Origin of the sequence: Kribbella sp. VKM Ac-2569, from assembly GCF_004216905.1 — a bacterium.
Lineage (GTDB): Bacteria > Actinomycetota > Actinomycetes > Propionibacteriales > Kribbellaceae > Kribbella.
This window is the reverse complement of the sequence record NZ_SGXJ01000007.1, coordinates 136,612-154,196: the sequence shown is the minus strand read 5'-3', so window position 1 is coordinate 154,196 and position 17,585 is coordinate 136,612. Positions and strand designations below refer to the sequence as shown.

At 68.9% G+C, this 17,585-nt stretch carries 13 protein-coding genes; 8 read left to right on the top strand and 5 right to left on the bottom strand.

Going from position 1 to position 17,585, the window contains the following annotated elements; all coding sequences use genetic code 11:
- Window positions 1–97 precede the first annotated feature (97 nt).
- The gene (locus EV649_RS36990; protein WP_130388366.1) at window positions 98–2,893 is read left to right on the top strand and encodes a glycoside hydrolase family 3 protein; all 2,796 of its coding nucleotides are present in this window, start codon (window positions 98–100) and stop codon (window positions 2,891–2,893) included.
- On the opposite strand, the gene yicI is transcribed toward EV649_RS36990, so the two are convergent.
- On the bottom strand, window positions 2,842–5,073 hold the full coding sequence (gene yicI, locus EV649_RS36985; protein ID WP_130388365.1) for an alpha-xylosidase: 2,232 nt from the start codon (window positions 5,071–5,073) through the stop codon (window positions 2,842–2,844). The genes EV649_RS36990 and yicI overlap by 52 nt on opposite strands.
- Before the next feature lie 120 nt (window positions 5,074–5,193).
- Here yicI and EV649_RS36980 point away from each other — a divergent pair, with 120 nt between their 5' ends.
- The 5 genes from EV649_RS36980 to EV649_RS36960 all read left to right on the top strand — a co-directional run bounded on the left by EV649_RS36980 (window position 5,194) and on the right by EV649_RS36960 (window position 9,582).
- A complete protein-coding gene (locus EV649_RS36980) occupies window positions 5,194–5,871 on the top strand; it encodes a response regulator transcription factor (RefSeq protein ID WP_130388364.1) in 678 nt (225 codons plus the stop codon).
- A 14-nt stretch (window positions 5,872–5,885) separates the two neighbouring features.
- Window positions 5,886–7,298, top strand: a complete 1,413-nt coding sequence (locus tag EV649_RS36975; RefSeq protein ID WP_130388363.1) for a HAMP domain-containing sensor histidine kinase — start codon at window positions 5,886–5,888, stop codon at window positions 7,296–7,298.
- 55 nt (window positions 7,299–7,353) lie between these two features.
- Window positions 7,354–7,998, top strand: coding sequence for a LysE family translocator (locus tag EV649_RS36970; protein ID WP_130388362.1), 645 nt, complete (start codon window positions 7,354–7,356; stop codon window positions 7,996–7,998).
- A 36-nt stretch (window positions 7,999–8,034) separates the two neighbouring features.
- Entirely contained in the window at window positions 8,035–8,223 is a 189-nt protein-coding gene (locus EV649_RS36965) for a DUF1918 domain-containing protein (protein WP_130388361.1), read from the top strand.
- 123 nt (window positions 8,224–8,346) lie between these two features.
- Window positions 8,347–9,582, top strand: coding sequence for an HNH endonuclease signature motif containing protein (locus EV649_RS36960; RefSeq protein WP_130388360.1), 1,236 nt, complete (start codon window positions 8,347–8,349; stop codon window positions 9,580–9,582).
- Window positions 9,583–9,663: 81 nt separating this feature from the next.
- Here EV649_RS36960 and EV649_RS36955 read toward each other — a convergent pair whose 3' ends face one another.
- Window positions 9,664–10,272, bottom strand: a complete 609-nt coding sequence (locus EV649_RS36955) for a superoxide dismutase family protein (protein WP_130388359.1) — start codon at window positions 10,270–10,272, stop codon at window positions 9,664–9,666.
- Window positions 10,273–10,335: 63 nt separating this feature from the next.
- On the bottom strand, window positions 10,336–11,232 hold the full coding sequence (locus EV649_RS36950) for a LysR family transcriptional regulator (protein ID WP_130388358.1): 897 nt from the start codon (window positions 11,230–11,232) through the stop codon (window positions 10,336–10,338).
- Window positions 11,233–11,313: 81 nt separating this feature from the next.
- Between EV649_RS36950 and EV649_RS36945 the strand changes: the two genes are divergently transcribed.
- Window positions 11,314–12,192: a DMT family transporter gene (locus EV649_RS36945; RefSeq protein ID WP_130388357.1), complete on the top strand. Its 879-nt coding sequence runs from the start codon at window positions 11,314–11,316 to the stop codon at window positions 12,190–12,192.
- 45 nt (window positions 12,193–12,237) lie between these two features.
- Window positions 12,238–15,510, top strand: coding sequence for a BTAD domain-containing putative transcriptional regulator (locus tag EV649_RS36940; protein WP_198682901.1), 3,273 nt, complete (start codon window positions 12,238–12,240; stop codon window positions 15,508–15,510).
- Window positions 15,511–15,570: 60 nt separating this feature from the next.
- On the opposite strand, the gene EV649_RS36935 is transcribed toward EV649_RS36940, so the two are convergent.
- Both EV649_RS36935 and EV649_RS36930 read right to left on the bottom strand, forming a co-directional pair.
- A complete protein-coding gene (locus tag EV649_RS36935) occupies window positions 15,571–16,062 on the bottom strand; it encodes a hypothetical protein (protein ID WP_130388356.1) in 492 nt (163 codons plus the stop codon).
- Between the two features lie 123 nt (window positions 16,063–16,185).
- Complete coding sequence (locus EV649_RS36930; RefSeq protein ID WP_241999141.1) at window positions 16,186–17,568, bottom strand: ricin-type beta-trefoil lectin domain protein; 1,383 nt, start codon at window positions 17,566–17,568, stop codon at window positions 16,186–16,188.
- Between the last annotated feature and the right edge of the window lie 17 nt (window positions 17,569–17,585).

The following is a 17,585-nucleotide window of genomic DNA, read 5'->3' as shown; positions in this document are numbered from 1 at the left end:
CCCTCTGTTCACGCCCGTCTGTCGAAGCGCTTCGACCAGCTCTCCGCCGCCCGGTTGATCGAAGCGCTTCGACACCAGCCCGTGGAGTCGACCGCCGATGAGTACTCCAACTCCTCCTGCCCCCTTCCGCCCTCCCCCGTTCCGCGACCCGGCCCGGCCGATGGACGCGCGGATCGACGACCTGCTCGCCCGGCTCACCCCGGACGAGAAACTCGCGTTCCTGCACCAGTACCAGCCGCCGGTCGCCAGGCTCGGCCTGGAGGCGTTCCGGACAGGCACCGAGGCCCTGCACGGTGTCGCCTGGCACGGTCCGGCGACCGTGTTCCCGCAGGCGATCGGCCTGGCCACGAGCTGGAGCCCCGACCTCGTGCGCGCGGTCGGCGCGGCGGTCGGGGACGAGGTCCGCGTGTTCCACTGGAAGGACCCGGCCGGCGTCGGCCTCAACGTCTGGGCGCCGGTCGTCAACCCGTTGCGCGACCCACGCTGGGGCCGCAACGAGGAGGGGTACGCCGAGGATCCCTGGCTGACCGGGATGATCGCGACCGCGTACGGACACGGTCTGGCCGGCGACGACCCGACGTACCTGAAGACCGCTCCGACCCTGAAGCATTTCCTTGCGTACAACAACGAGACCGACCGGTGCACGACCTCGAGCAATCTGCCGCCCCGGGTCCTGCACGACTACGAGCTACCGGCGTTCCGCGCGCCGATCGAAGCGGGCGCAGCGGTGGCGGTGATGCCGTCGTACAACCTGGTGAACGGCCTGCCCGCCCACCTCAGCCCGCTGATCAACGACGTACTCCGCACGTGGACGACCGACGAAGTGCTGGTCGTCAGTGACGCCTACGCACCGGCCAACCTGTTCGGCCTGCAGCACTACCTGCCTGATGGACCGACCGCGTACGCCGCCGCGCTCAAGGCGGGCGTGGACAGCTTCACCCAGGACGGCGAGGACGCCACCCCGACCATCGAGCGGCTGACGACGGCGCTCGACCGCGGGCTGATCACGGCCGCGGACCTCGACACCGCCGTACAGCGAGCGCTCGCGATCCGGTTCCGGCTGGGCGAGTTCGACCCGCCCGAGCTGGATCCGTACCGCGCGCTCGAACCCGAACTGGTCAACTGCCCGACCCACCGCCGCCTCGCCCAGGACGCGGCCCGTCAGGCGATCGTGCTGCTCAAGCACGAGGACCAGCTCTTGCCGCTCAACACCTCGACGCGCGTCGCCGTGGTCGGCCCACTCGCGGGCACGCTCTCGGAGGACTGGTACGCCGGGACACTGCCTTACCAGGTCACCGCGCTCGACGGCGTCAAGGAACGACTTGGCCAGGTCGAGTACTGCGAGGGCGTCGATCGGATCACGCTCCGGATCGCGGGGTCGGCGACGTACCTTGCCGTCGGCGCCGACGCGGTTCTGCGGACCAGCACGGACGCCGGCGAGTTCGATCTCTTCGACTGGGGTGGTAACGCCTGGGCGTTGCGCTCGGTGCGGAACGGCCAGCACCTCACCGCCACCGACGACGGCGAGCTGGTCGCGGACCAACCCGGCCCGAACGGTTGGGAGGTCAAGCAGACCTTCAGGCTCGTGCAGTCCTCGAACACCCTTCTCGTCCAGCACCTGCACACCGGCCGGTATCTCGAAGTCGGCCCGGACGGCACAGTCGGCCTGGCGGAGGACGGAACCGCGTTCGAGCTCGATGTGGTGGTCGACGGGGCAGCCACGGCTGCCGAGCTGGCCGCCCGTGCCGATGTCACGATCGTTGTCGCGGGCAACCACCCGTTGGTGAACGGCCGCGAGACCGAGGACCGGGAGACCTTGGAGCTGCCGCCGGCTCAGGACCGTCTGATCCGGCAGGTGCATGCGGCGAATCCGCGGACCGTGCTGGTGCTGACCAGCAGCTACCCGTACGCGATCGGCTGGGCACAGCAGCACCTTCCGGCGATCCTGTGGTCCGCGCACGGCGGGCAGGAGTACGGTCGCGCACTCGCCGACGTACTCTTCGGCGACCACGATCCCGCAGGCCGGCTGACCCAGACCTGGTACCACTCCGCCGCGGACCTACCCGGTCTGCTCGACTACGACATCATCGCGACGGACGCGACGTACCTGTACTACCGGGGCACACCGCTCTACCCCTTCGGCCACGGCCTCAGCTACACGACCTTCGCGTACGGCGACCTGCAGCTGAGCACACCGTCCGTCTCGGCGGACGGGGAGGTCCGCGTCACGTTCACTGTCACCAATACGGGTGATCGACCAGGGACGGAGATCGCTCAGCTGTACACACGGCAGCAGCGCTCGCGGGTCAAACAACCGCTGCGGCAGCTGCGCGGCTTCCGCCGAGTGGCGCTGGAGCCGGGCGAGACCGAGGAGGTCGAACTAACCGTCGCGGCTGCGGACCTCGGTTTCTGGGACGTGACGCGAGACCGGCGCTGTGTCGAGACGGCGCGGCACAGCGTGATGGTCGGCCGGTCCAGCACCGATCTGCGACTGACCGCGACCGTCGACGTGCGCGGCGAGCGGATCCCGCCCCGAACGCTCACCCGCCTCGCCGCAACCAGCTTCGACGACTACTGCGACATCACGTTGACGACCGCGGCACACGGCGACGCGGTTGTCTCGCTGGAACCCCAAGCCTGGTTGGCCTTCGACGACACCATGCTCGAACCGACGACGTACCAGGCCCGGGTCGCCAACCGCGGCGACCGACCCGCGACGATCGAGCTCCGCCTGGACGATCCGTTGCACGGTGAGCTCCTGAGCACCGTGCAGGTGTCACCGACGGACGAGCTCGTCGCAATCGCGGGCGAGCTCGCCACGGTGACCGGAATCCACACGCTCTACTTGGTGTTCTCCGCAGCCGACGTCGTACTGGAGAGCTTCACCGTGTAGCGCTCGCAGGACCCTTCGACGACGCGGGACTGCACCTGCCCTGCCCGGTACGCCAGTTCGAACACAACGTCTCCGACCGCAACTGTGGTGACCTGTCCGTCGGCCGGCTCGAACCAGTGCAGTTCGACGCCGTCTACCCAGTCGTACTCGGGCCGGTCGTCGACGGCTCCGATCGGGATCACCGCGCCCTCCCGCACGAACAGCGGCAGGGAGTCGAACCCGTGCGTCTGCTGCACCCACGCCGGGCCGGTCACCACCTTACCGGTCAGCAGCGACGTCCACCGCCCCTGTGGCAAGTAGAACGAGACCTCGCCGTCGAAGCTCATCACCGGCGCGACGAGCAGGTCCGGTCCCAGCAGGTACTGACGGTCCAGATAGGCCGCCGCAGGATCGTCCGGGAACTCCAGCACCATCGGCCGCATCATCGGCACCCCGTCACGATGCGCCTCTTCAGCGGCCGCGACCAGGTACGGCATCAACGACAGCTTCAGCTTGGTGAACTTCCGCAGTACGTCGACCGCCTCCTCGTCGAACGCCCACGGCACCCGGTACGACGACGAGCCGTGCAGCCGGGAGTGCGACGAGAGCAGCCCGAACGCCACCCACCGCTTGAAGATCGCGGGATCCGGCGTGCCCTCGAACCCACCGATGTCGTGACTCCAGTAGCCGAAGCCCGACGAGGCCAGCGACAACCCGCCGCGCAGCGATTCCGCCATCGCCTCGAACGTCGACTCGCAGTCGCCGCCCCAGTGCACCGGGAACTGCTGCCCACCGGCCGTCGCGGAGCGCGCGAACAGGACCGCATCGCCCTGTCCCCGGTTCTCCTCGAGCAGTCCGAACACAGCCTCGTTGTAGAGCTGCGAGTAGTAGTTGTGCATCCGGTCCGGGTCGGAACCGTCGTACCAGACGACATCGGTCGGGATGCGTTCGCCGAAGTCGGTCTTGAAGCAGTCGACGCCGATGTCGATCAGTGTCTGCAGCTTCGAGCGGAACCACGCGGTCGCGTCCGGGTTGGTGAAATCGACGATCGCCATTCCCGCCTGCCACATATCCCACTGCCAGACCGAGCCGTCCGGGCGCTTCAGCAGGTACCCGAGCCGGCGGCCCTCCTCGAACAGCACCGAGCGCTGCGCGATGTACGGGTTGATCCAGAGGCTGACCCGCAGACCGCGCTCCTTGAGGCGGCGGACCATCCCGGCCGGGTCCGGGAACGCGATCGGGTCCCAGATGAAGTCGCACCAGTGGAACTGCCGCATCCAGAAACAGTCGAAATGGAAGACGCTCAGCGGCAGGTCCCGCTCCGCCATCCCGTCCACGAAAGCGCTCGTGGTCTCCTCGGTGTAGTCCGTGGTGAACGAGGTCGACAACCACAACCCCATCGACCAGGCGGGGACGCGAGCGGGTCGTCCGGTGAGGGCGGTGTAGCGGCGCAGCACGTCCTTCGGCGTCGGGCCGGCGAAGACGTAGTACCCGAGCTCTTCGCCTTCGACGCTGAACTGGTTGCGCGAGGTGACCTCCGAGCCCACCTCGAACGACACGTGGGCGGGATTGTCGACCAGTACGCCGTACCCCTTGCTGCTCAGATAGAACGGGACGTTCTTGTACGCCTGCTCGCTCGACGTACCGCCGTCGGCGTTCCAGCTGTCGACCACCTGGCCGTTCTTGACGAACGCGCCGAACCGCTCACCGAGCCCGTAGATCGTCTCGCCGACCCCGAGCGCCAGCTGCTCGTGCACGTAATGCTTGCCGTCGGCATCGGTGATCAGGCCGACGCTGCGCTCCCCCGAGTTCGTCAGCGGCTTTCCGTCCTGCTCGAAGCGCACGTCCCACGGGCCGTCGAGGGCGATCACCACGCTCAGCTCGCCCGAGGTCAGCCGCGCCTCGGCCGCGCCGACCTCGACCTTCACCGGATGCTCGTCGTCGGTGTTCAGCCTGTACGACGGATGTGCGGGCAACCCGCCGAGATGGTGCGCGATCCGGACGCCGATCACGCCGCGCGCCGGCGAGGAGAACGTCACCGTGAACATCGGCTGGTTGAGCGTGTCACCACGCCGCTCGATCCGCCGCACCGGGGCGAACACGGTCAGGTTGCGCTCCCCCGCCTGCACGCTTTCGACCTCGGCCGGCCGCAACCGGGTGAGCCCCGCCCGCAACTGCCAGTACCCATCGGTGAACTTCATCGTGGAGGCCTCTCTCGGCGGATTGTCGAAGCGCTTCGACAACCGTAGGTACGCCGACTTCACGGCGTCAAGTTGTGGGCTCTCAGCGGACTCTCAGCGGTTTGCGGTGAGACTGTGAGGATGCGAGTGCTGATGGTCGAGGACGAACTGCGGCTGGCTGACACGGTGCACCGTGGGCTGACCGACGCCGGTTTCGTGGTGGAACTGGTGCACGACGGCGAGAACGCGGTGTGGGCCGCGACCGAGCACAGCTACGACGTGATCGTGCTGGACATCATGCTGCCGAAGCTCAACGGGTACCGCGTACTCGAACTGCTCCGGGCGCGCGGGATCTGGACGCCGGTGCTGATGCTGACCGCGAAGGACGGCGAGTACGACCAGACCGATGCGTTCGATCTCGGCGCGGACGACTACCTGACCAAGCCGTTCAGCTTCCTGGTCCTGGTCGCCCGGCTCCGGGCGCTGATCCGTCGCGGCGGGCCGGAGCGCCCGGTGGTGCTAACGGCCGGCGACCTGACGCTCGACGTGGCCCGTCGCCGGGTCGAGCGCGACGGGCGGGAGATCACCCTCACGCCCCGCGAGTACGGGCTCCTGGAGTTCCTGATGCGGCACCGTGGGGACACCGTCAGCAAGACCGAGATCCTCGCCGGGGTCTGGGACCCGGCCTTCGACGGCGACCCGAACGTCGTCGAGGTCTACGTCCGCTACCTGCGGATGAAGATCGACACCCCGTTCGCCCGGCACGCGATCGAGACCATCCGCGGGATGGGCTACCGAATGAACCCCGAAGGGGGCTGAGCGAGACTAGGTGCGTGAGCACGGTGGTGCGACGTCGCGTCGACGGGTGGTACCGGACCGCCGGCGGCCTGCGGCAGGCCAGTGTGCGGAGCCGCTCGACCGCGGCCGCGGTGATCGTGGTCGCCGTCGCGATGATGCTCGGCGCGGCCGCACTGTTGCTGCTCCTGCAGCGCGCGCTGATCACTGAGGTCTCCGACGCCGCCGAAGGTCGCGTCGGCGACGTTGCCAGGCAGGTCAGCACGAAAGGTACGGCGGGACTCACGAACGACCTCGCCGAGACCACACGCGCCGGCCAACTGATCCAGGTGCTCGACCCGTCCGGCCGGGTCGTCGCCGCCTCGTCGACCCGGGTCGACGCCACTCCGCTGACCGACCTTCGCCCACCGGCCGACGCGCTGCTCCGGGCTCAGGTCGGCGAGATGCCGCTGATCGACGACGACCACTCGTTCTTGATCGTCGCCCAGGGAGCGGCGTACAACGGCCGCACGTACACCGTGGTCGTCGCGTCGTCCGTGGAGACCCAGCGGCAGACGGTCGCGACCGTGGCGAAGTACCTGGCGATCGGATTCCCGGCGTTGCTGATCGTGGTCGGCGTCGCCGGGTGGCTGATGGTCGGGCAGGCGCTGCGCCCGGTGGAACGGATCCGCGGCCGCGTACAGCGCATCGGGACCCGGGACCTGACCGAACGGGTCCCGGTGCCGCAGACCCGGGACGAGATCGCGCGGCTCGCAGTCACGATGAACGAGATGCTCGACCGGCTGGAGACCGGGCAGGCGACACAGCGGGCGTTCGTGGCGGACGCCAGCCACGAGTTGCGGTCGCCGCTGGCCACGCTGACGGCGGCGCTGGAGGTCATCGAGGCGGACACCACCGGGCAGGCGTGGCACGAGCTGCGTCAGGTGATGGAGACCGAGACCGACCGGATGCGGCAGCTGGTCGAAGATCTCCTGCTGCTCGCGAAGGCCGACGACACCGGGATCCGGATGCGGCAGGTCGACGTGGATCTCGACGACCTGGTCGCGGCCGAGATCCAGCGGCTGCGGAGTTCGGCGCCTGATCTGACCGTGACCGGCGACGTACATCCGGTCAGGGTCGTCGGCGATCCGGGCAGGTTGGGCCAGGTACTGCGGAACCTCGTAGACAACGCCGCCCGCGCCGCACACTTCACGGTCCACCTGGCCACGGCCGAGCAGAACGGGTCCGCGATCATCACGGTGTCGGACGACGGCGACGGAATCCCCGAGCAGGACCGGCAGCGCGTCTTCGAACGCTTCGTCCGCCTGGACACCAGCCGCTCCCGAGCCAGCGGCGGCTCCGGCCTAGGCCTGTCCATCGCCCGCGAAATCACCCGGGCCCACAACGGCACCATCACCCTGACCTCCTCATCCACCGGCGGCACAACAGCCACCGTCACTCTCCCGAACTGACCACAGACCGAAAACCCGGGCGACCCGGTGGCACCCGTGGGTCAGGATGGAATGCATGGACGTGTCGGTGGTGCTCGGGTTCCTGGTAGCGGTCTTCCTGGTCAGCGTCGTACCAGGACCGGACATGCTGTTCATCGTCGCGAACGCGGCGGCGGGCGGGCGACGTACCGGGGTCGTCGCCGCGGCCGGGATGTCGACGGGCCTGGCGGTGCACAGCGGCGCGGCAGCACTCGGGCTGGGCGCGTTGATCCAGGCGGCGCCGCAGGTTCTGAACGGTGTACGGATCGCGGGAGCGGCGTTCCTGCTCTATCTGGCCTATCTGACCTGGCGTGCGAGCCGGCAGGACTTCGGGGCGCCCGAGGACGCGCCGCAGTTACCCCGGCGGACGCTGCGCCGGACGTACCTGATGGCGACCCTCACCAATCTGGCGAATCCAAAGGTGATCCTGTTCTACCTGGCGTTCGTTCCGCAGTTCATCACGACGGGGAGCGGTAGCTGGCCGGCGACGGTGCAGTTCCTGGTGCTCGGGGCCGTGTTCATCATGGTCGGCTTCCCCGTCGACGCGAGCGCGGCGCTGCTGGCCGGGACCCTCACCGAGAAGTTCTTCCGCACCGGGAGCAGGATCCGGCGGCGGCTCGAGCGCGTCACGGCGGCGATCTTCGCGGGGCTCGCCGCTCGACTCGCCATCGACATCCACTGAGGAGTGGACCAAGCTGGGGTGCAGGAGGTGAGTGTGGTGAAAGCTGCAGCAGGGGACCAGGTCGTAGTGGAGAGCAGCCACCTGTCGGCACACCGGCGCGAAGGACAGATCGTCGAGGTACACGATCCGAACGGCGAACCGCCGTACCTCGTGCACTGGACCGACACTGACACCGAGTCACTGTTCTTCCCAGGTCCGGACGCACACATCGTCCACACCAGCTAGGAGGACGCCGAACCAGGCCGGCTCGGTGGACAAGTTGACAGGAAGTTGCCAATAGCGGGAACCCTTGCAAATAAGGGATGCGCGGGGTCGAAACTGTCCGTGGGTGTGTCTAGGGTCTTGGGTATGGCGATCCTGGATGAGCGGCCGGTCTGGTCGATGAGCGGCGGCGAGAAGCTGACGGCTCTCGACGCGGCGTACGCCGAGATCGCCCGTCTCCAGGTGCGCTGCCTGCACCTGTCAGCCGGCCTCGATGCCGACGGCTATGCCCAGGAGATCGGCGCCCTCGACACCGTGCAACTGCTCTCGGTCCGCTACCGCCTGGATCCCGCCGACGTACGCCGAGACCTCCGCCTGGCTCGCGCCTTGCACAAGTACCCGGCCGTGACCGCAGCCCTCGGCACCGGTCGCCCGGCCGACTCCGAGAGCGCCCGGCCGACGGTGAACCTTGGACAGGCCAACGCGATCGTGTCCGCACTCGAGAAGGTGCCGACGTCGGCCGGCGTCCCGGTCGCGGACCTGCGCGTCGCCGAGGAGGCCATGGTCGAGGCAGCCGGCCTGCTCCCGCCGGCAGACCTGCGCACTCTCGGCAAGGAGATGCGCGAACGGCTCGACACCGACGGCCCCGAACCCCGTCGCGACGAGGACGAAGCGTCCTCCCGCGAGGCCCTGTGGATCAAGTCGGCCGATCGCGGCGTCAGCTTCGGCGGCTACCTCGCCGACGAGAACGCCGAACTCTTCCAGACCCTGATCTTCGCCGGCGCCAAACCGCACAAGACTCCCGACGGCGAGCGCGACCCGCGTCCGCGCAGCAAGCGACAGGCCGACGCCCTCACAGCGATCCTCACGACCGCTGCCGGCGCCGGATCCGCCGTGCCCGGCCACGGCGAGATCAAGCCGCACATCACCGTCACCATCGACTTGGAAGACCTCAAGGGCGCCACCGACACCCGCGGCCGCGGTGACCTGGTCCACGGCGACACGCTCTCTGCCGCGGCCGTACGACGACTCGCGTGCGACGCCGGCATCATCCCCTTGGTCCTCGGCTCCAACTCCGAACCACTCGACGTCGGCGCCGAACACCGCTTCGTCACCCGCGCCATCCGCCAAGCCCTCAACGCCCGCGACAAAGGCTGCATCGCCTGCGGCGCACCGCCGGCCATGTCCGAGGCCCACCACATCACCCACTGGGCCGACGGCGGCCCCACCTCCCTCGAGAACCTCGCCCTCCTCTGCAAACGCGACCACATCAACGTCCACCGAGGCCACCTCACGGTCCACCCGAACAACGGCCACCCCACCATCAACCGCCCCACCTGGTCCGACCCCGACCCACCCCCCGCCCTGGCCCACCCGGCCTGACCCCACCCTCGTCGCCTTCCTCTGCTCGCCCCGAGGTCGGTGGATCAACGCCCAACTCCTGAAGAGCGACGGCGGCTCGGCCTAGGTCCAGGTCAGCGGGAGGCATGCGAGGCGGGCGCCGGCGGTGCCGTGGTGGTCGGTCGCGTGGTCGTGAATGACGATGGAGCGGTCGCCTGGTTTCGGCGCGAAGGGTACGGCGGTCGACGCCTTCGCTGCGCCGCTCGGGCTGACGGTGAAGTCGAGCCAGATCTCGCGCTCGCGGTCGACGCGTACCGGCTTGCGGCCGTTGATCACGTCGGCGTTGTAGTGCGGTCCGGCGGCGGCGCCGTCGCCTGCCACGCACTCGCCGGTGTGCAGGTGGGCGCCGAACGTGCGGCCGGCCGCCGTACGCCCGACTCCGGTCACTTTCAGGCGAACGGTGGTTCGTGCACCCTGCGACACCATCACGACTACCGCCCGTCCACGCTCGAACGGCCCGTGCGGCGCCAGCGCGAGCAGCGGCCCGTTGCTCGTCGCCACGTCGGACTCCCCTGCCACCGGGATCGCGACTTCACCCCGCGGTACGCCCGGCGGCCGCTTCGCCGCCGTGTTCTGGGCTGGGTTCTGGGCTGCCGCCACCGGCCCGGCGATCACGCCGATGACTCCCAGCACGCCGACCGCGGCAAGGACGCCACGCACAGTTCCTGTCATGTCTCCCTCTCCGGACCCGAACCACTGCCCCGGGCGGGGTGACAGCGAACTCACGCGAGGCTATCAAGCGCTCGGCTTCCGGACCGTCGCCGCCGCGGCCTGAAGGTTGGCGAGTGTCGTGCGCACCGCGCGCCGAGCAGTCCGCTCCGGCCGATGAAGCGCGTCGATGTGCCGCCGCGCGTGCACGCCCCGCATCGGAAGAAGCGCGACGCCCGGATGCGAACGGGCCGTCCATCGCGGAATCAGCGCCAACCCGCCGCCGGCGGCAACCAGCTCGGCGACCACGGTGAACTCGTTCACGCGGTGGACCAGTTCAAGCCGATGGTTGGCCGCCGCGCCGATCGCCTCGATCGTCGCCATCAGCGGGAAGCCGTCGTGGACTGTGATCCACGGCTCGCCCGCCACGTCCCGCGGCGACAGCGAGCGCTTCGACGCCAACGGATGATCAACAGGTACGGCGACGTCCAACGGCTCATGCAGCAACGGCGTGACCGCAACGGTCCGCGGCCAGGCGGCAGCATGATCCAGCCGATGCGCCAGCACCACGTCGTACTCCCGGGTCAACGGTGGGAACTCGTCCTGCGGCACATCCTCGTCATGCAGACTGACCCGCGGCCCGTTCCCCGCCCGCAACAGCGACGGGAAGAACGCCGCGGCCGCGCTATGGAACGCGGCGACCGACACGACCGCATCCGGCTGCTCGGCAAACTCATCGACCACCTGCCGGGCCCGCGCGAGCGCTGACTCCACGTCCGCAGCAGCCCCAGCCAACGCGCGCCCGGCCGCGGTGAGCACTACCCTCCGGCCGTCGCGCTCGGTCAACGGCACCGGAATCGATCGCTGCAAGAGCCGCAACTGCTGCGAGATCGCCGACGGGGTCACCAGCAACGCGTCGGCAGCTGCGGTCACGCTGCCCAGCTCGCCGACTTCCCGGAGGACCCGCAGTTGCCGTTCGTCCATCCAGATACTTTAGCTGTCCTACAGCGTTACTGAAGACATTCGTACTTGGCTTCAACGTCACAAGCCCTCACCGTTGAACCCGTGCCCGGATCCCGCCGTACCGATCTCGTCCTGCTCCTGGTCGCCGTCGTCTGGGGTTCGAGCTATCTCGCCGCCAAGACCGCGACCAGCAGCGCACCGGTGCTGACCGTGCTGTTCCTCCGCTACGGCATCTCGGCTCTCGCCCTCGTCCCGTTGGTTCGCGGCATCACCCGGAAGGAGTTGAGGGCCGGTCTGATCCTCGGGCTCACGCAGGCGTCGGTCCTCGTGCTGGAGACGTACGGCGTGACGCACACCAGCGCCGCGAACGCCGGACTGATCATCAGCCTCACGCTGGTCCTCACGCCGCTGCTCGACGGTCGCGGCCTGCCGCCGCGGTTCTATCTCGCGGCCGGGATCTGCATGGTCGCCGTCGGACTGCTGATGTCCGCCGACGGCCTGCACTCCCCCGGCACCGGTGACCTGCTCATGCTCGCCGCCGCCGCCGTCCGCGCGGGCCACGTCACGCTCGTCGGACGGCTCTCCGTCGGCGTGCGCCCGTTGCAGTTGACGACCGTCCAGACTCTCGTCGGTACGGCGTTGTTCGTGGTGCCCGCCGTACCGCATCTGCCGACGCACGCCGGTGTCGGCACCTGGCTGCAGATGGTCTATCTCGCCTTGTTCTGCAGCGTGTTCGCCTTCCTCGCCCAGACCTGGGCGGTCCAGCGCACGTCCGCCAGCCGAGCTAGCCTGCTACTCGGCACCGAACCGATCTGGGCTGTTGCCATCGGCATCAGCCTCGGCAACGAACACCTCACTATCCCGGCCGTCGTCGGCGCGATCCTCATGCTGGTCGGCACAACCTGGGGCCAATCCATCGAACGCACCCACCGCGAATCAGCACCCGAGCGCATCCACAGGGCGGACGCAGCAGCGGCGTGATGGTCCGGTGATGCCCGATGATAGGGGCTCGTCGGGGAGGTGGGCATGCACTTCGAGGTGCTGGGACCGGTACGTGTGATGCGGAACGGCGAGGTCGTCGGGCCGATTTCGGAGCTCCGCCGCCGATTGCTCGCGGTGCTCCTGGTGCGGGCCGGGCGTGCCGTGCCGACCGATGTGCTGAGCGAGGGGCTCTGGGGCGCCGACGTCCCGCGCCGGCCGGCGAACAGCATTCAGGTGCACGTCCACCGGCTGCGCCAGGTGCTGGACAGACCGGACCGGCTGGCCAGCGTGCCGAACGGTTATCTGCTCAAGGTCGGCGAGGACGAACTTGACGCATTGATCTTCGACCGGAGGCACGCCGAGGGTCGTGCTGCTGTGGCTGCCGGCGATCTCGAGGAGGCTGCCGATCGGTTCCGGGCGGCGCTGGCGCTCTGGCGGGACACGCCGTACGCCGATGTCGACGAGGCCGAGGTGGTCGGGCCGGAGGCGAAGCGGCTGGCCGAGGTCCGGCTGATCGCCCACGAAGAACTCTTCGATGCCGAGCTGGCTCGCGGGCGCGCTCGCGAGATCGTCCCGGAGCTGACCGAGCTCGTCGCGGAGTACCCGTTGCGGGAGCGGATCGTCGGTCAGCACATGCTCGCGCTGTACAGGTCCGGCCGTCGAACCAGGGCCGAGGTCGCGTATCGGGCGGCGCGGCAACGACTCGCGAAGGAGCTACGCACCGAGCCCGGCCGCGAACTCCGTCAGCTCGGCGAAGCGATCCGCGCCGAGGACCCGACCCTCGATCACCAGCCGGCAGCACGAGCCAGGACCTCGGTCACCAAGCCCGCGGCAGCTGCCACGCGGCCGGGGCAGTTGCCGCCGGTGCCTGGGACGTTCGTCGGGCGGGATCCGGAACTCGAGCAGCTCGAGCGGCTCGCCGCTACAGATGGTGACGGCAACCTGATCGTACTGACCGGCATGGCCGGGATCGGGAAGACCGGCCTGGCCTTGCGCTACGCCCACCAGGTCGTGGACCGCTACGGCGACGGCCAGCTCTACATCGATCTCGGTGGCCACGCGTCCGGCCCGGCCCTCGACCCGATGGTCGCGCTGGCCCAACTGCTCCGCGGTCTCGGCGCGGATCCGGCGCGAGGCTGGGAATCCGTGGCAGACGCGACCGCCGAGTACCGCTCCGTGCTCAGCGGTCGCAAACTGCTCGTGCTGCTCGACAACGCGGCGAGCGCGGAGCAGGTCCGTCCGTTGCAAGCAGCAACGGACGGCTGTCTGACCCTGGTCACCAGCCGGAACAACCTCTCCGGCTTGATCGCCCGCGAGGGCGCGCAACGTGTCCACGTGGGTGAACTCCCGCCCGACGCCGCGCACGCTCTCCTGCTTCGCCTCGCCGGCCCGGACCGTTTCGACCGCGAACCGGAATCCGCTGCCGCCCTGATCGAAGCCTGCGCCGGCCTCCCGCTGGCTCTCCGGATCGCGGCCGCACAGCTCGCCGACGAGCCGCAACGCCCGCTCTCCGACTACCTCGCCGAACTCACCGAACACGGCCCGGTCACCCTCGCACTCGACGACGACGAACACTCCGCCGTCACCGCCGCGTTCGACCTGTCGTACGCGCGTCTGGCTCCGGCCACCCGCCAACTGTGCCGGCGCCTCGGTCTCGTGCCCGGCCTCGACTTCACCGTCGACGCGGTCGCGGCCCTGAGCGGTACGACGCCGTCCGCGGCCCGCAAGTCCATCCGCGAACTGACCAGCGCCCATCTCCTCGAACAACACGCCCCCGGTCGCTACCGCTTCCACGACCTGCTCCGCGACGACGCCCGCCGCCGTACCGAGACCGAAGACACCGCTCAGGCCCGCGCCGACGCCGTGGAACGCCTCTTCGCCTGGTACTACCGCGGGAAGCTGGCCGTGGTGAATCTGCGGGCCTCGATCCGCCACCATCCGCCGCCGCCCGACCTGCCGCCAGGAACGGCCGAGATCACGTTCGCCGGCCTCTCGGACGCCATGACGTGGACACGCGCCGAGTTCGCCAACCTTGCTGCCGCGGTCGAGGCCGCCGCAGGCCACCGGGAGCACGCCCACTGGACCTGGCAGCTCGCGATCGGCCTGATGCTCCCGATGGCCGAAGAGGGATACCAGACCTCTGCTCAGGCGATGGCGGCCACCGGTATCGCCGCGGCCAGGGCGGCCGGCGACCGACGCGCGCTGGCAAACATGCTGGCCGAGAGCGCGGCGACGCAGCATCGAGTCGAGCTTCCGCTGGACCCCGACGTCCTCACGGAGGCGCTGCAACTGGCCGAGCAGGTCGGCGACCATCCGCTGCTCGGGTACTGCCTCAACGTTGCCGCAGTCGTCTCCATGGCCTCCGGCGAACTGGAGGTTGCCGAGCGCAATTTCCTCCGCTCGCTCCAGATCCACCGCGAGGACCGCGACAGCGCAGCCCAGACTCGCGCCCTGCTCAATCTCGGCGTGATCGCCTATCAGCGGGGCGAACTCGACAAGTACGCACAGAGCTCCGAAGACGTGCTCCAGCTCCCCGGCGCGAACCGCGACCGCGTCGCCGCGCTGGCGTTGCCCGAGCTGGTTCGGGCACGCGCGATGCTGGGCCGCCTGGACGGCATCGACGAGTTGATCGCGCAGGCCGAGGACGCGCTCACGAGGTTCGACAACCGGATCAAAAGACACCTGCTGCGCCTCTACCGCGCCATCTGGTACCGCGACGCCGGACGCCACGCGGAATCGTTCGAGCAAGCGACGGCGGCGGAGAGATCGGCGGGACAGCTGGACCATCCGCAGGCTTACAGCGACGCCAACTACCAACTGGGTCTGTGTCACCTCGCGCACGGTGAGCTCGACGCCGCCCGCACCAGGTTCGAGTCAGCCACCCAGTGGGCTGTCGCGCGCCCTCAAGCCCGGGACACCGCCACCTGGCACGCTCCGGCACTGCGGGGGCTGGCCGAGACAGATCTCGCGGCGGGCAATCTCGCCAGGGCACGATCCCACGCGGTCGACGCTGTCGCGGTCGCTCGGACCGCAGACCGGGACCCGGTCCAACTCGCCGGCGCGGTCGTCACGCTCGGCCGGGTCGAGCTCGCGAACGGCCGGTCGCCGGCTGCGATCGGCCATGGCGAGGAAGCCCTCGCGATCCATCAGCGGACCGGTCACTTCCTGGGGCAGGCTCGGGCGCATCGGCTGCTGGGCGAGGCTCACCAAGTGCTCGAGGCTCGCTCGGGTCACGCGCGGTTGCGGGAAGCGCTGCGGATGTTCGAGGCCTACGGGTCGCCCGAGGCGCAGGAGGTACGGCGGTTGCTGACCCGGTGAGGCACAAGAGCGCTCGTGCACATACATCCCGCGCAGGTACACGAGCTCTCTTGGTCTGGATCAGGCTTTGAAATAGTAGGTTTGCGAGCAGATTCCGACCTCGTTGATGCAGACCTTGATCGCGACGGTCAAGCCCTCCGCGATGTCACCACTCCCGTCGGGCGTGCCCAGATCGAACACCTTGCCCGACTCGCTCGTGCCCACGTAGAAGGTGTCCGTGTCGAGCGAGGCACCGTTCTTCTGGACCGACACAACAACCTTGGCGGCGTGACCGTCACTCAGGTTGTCGCGGACCTTCAGCATCTCGCCGTTGTCGTAGAAGATCGCGACATAGTCCTGGATGCAAGCGACGTCGCAGTGCTTCAGACCGACCTCGCCACCGTTGCCGTCCGGGTCCTTGGCCTCCTCGGCACTCGACAAGTCTTCGGTGTATGACTTCCAGGTCATCGCCTGGGCAGGGGCCAGGTTGGAAAACAGGACGATGAGTCCGACGACGGCCGCGACCGAGAACAGGCGGATCGGGCGCAGTCGGCGCCACCTTTTCGTGTTCAAGAGATTCTTCCTTCCTCGTCTACGTGTGCAGGCTCCCCGGCCATGTCCCGCCGGATGCGAAGGAAGGTAGTGTGCAGCGCTTTCCGTCTGCTTACTGTGTGCTTGCAGGGGGCGGACCCCCGCTCAGGAGCGGGTCCACTTCTGGTCGGACGAACCGTTGCAGGCGGCAACGACGACGGCCGAGCCATTCTCCGTGCCGTTGGCTGTCAGACAGCCGGCCGCCGAGGTGACGGTCTGGTCGGCGTTGAGCTGCCAGACCTGGTTGGCGGCGCCGGTGCAGGTCTCGATGGTCACGGCCGAGGCCCCTGCCGTCATGCACTTGTCGGCGTAGACCGTCAACTCATTCGCAGCGGTGAGGTTCCACGACTGGTTCCCGCCGTTGTTGCAGTCCCACAGGTCGAGCGCCGTACCCGGACTGGTCGAGAAGCCCGGTACGTCGACGCAGCGGTTGCTGGCGACACCGCGCAGAGGCTCACCCGGCGGTGCAGGCGGCTCACTGTTCGTCGGCTCGTCCCGCAGGAGGCCCCAACCCCACCACAGCTGGTCACGTCCGCTGATGCTGTTGACCTCGAGATCGGCCGGACCGACCTGCGTCGTCATCGAGTACGAGTCGCCGGTGCGCAGGCCTGGCCAGTAGACGATGCCCATCCGCTGCTCGCGGGCGACCTGGGTGAGTGCGGCCAGGTACGACGTGTAGACGTTTCCCTCGTGGTTGCCGTAGTTCAGGCCGATCGTCATCGGTGAGCCGGCCTCGTCGATGATCGTCCGCCAGCCGTACGAACCGATCCGCGGCCGCAGGTTCGCCAGCCAGGCGGCCTCGTTCGTGTCGGAGGCCCAGAAGCCGTAGAAGTGCAGCGACAGCAGCGTCCCGTTCAGCTCCGGCGCCGCACCGACCCCTGTCACGTTGTCGTTGTAGCCCGTCCCGGAGATCACGATCCGCCCGCGGGGAACGTCGCTGTGCCGCGCGATCCACGACGACGTCAGCGACACCCACTCGGGCAGCGAGTACCCGAACGGCTCGTTCATCGGCTCGAAGTACACATGCGAATTCCGCTGGTACGCCTTCACCACCGTGTCCCACATCGCCGCGTACGCCGCCGGATCGTCGACCCGACCGTCCTTGGCGCTGTCGGCCTCCCAGTAGCTGAGGATCACCTTGAAACCGCTGGCCGTCGACGCGTCGATCGCCGCGCGGTAGGAGCGCCACCAGTCGGTGCCCACACTCGACGGGTTGATCGGGAGCCGGATCGTGTTCGCCTTCAGTTCCTTGCGGAACTCCCCCACGATCCCGAGTGCCTTGCTGTACGTCGTCGTGTAGTCGTCCGCCGTACTGAGTCCGGACGGGACGACCTCGTCGTCGGCGTAGTTGTCCCGCGGATCGGCCCAGTTGACGCCACGGAAATCGTTCGTGCGCGGCGGACTCGCGGCCGCGACGCCGGGCACCGCGGCGGTCAGCGCGAAGAAGCACAACAGGACGGCGAGGAGACTGCGGACGGTTGATCTCACCCCGAGATGTTTACGTG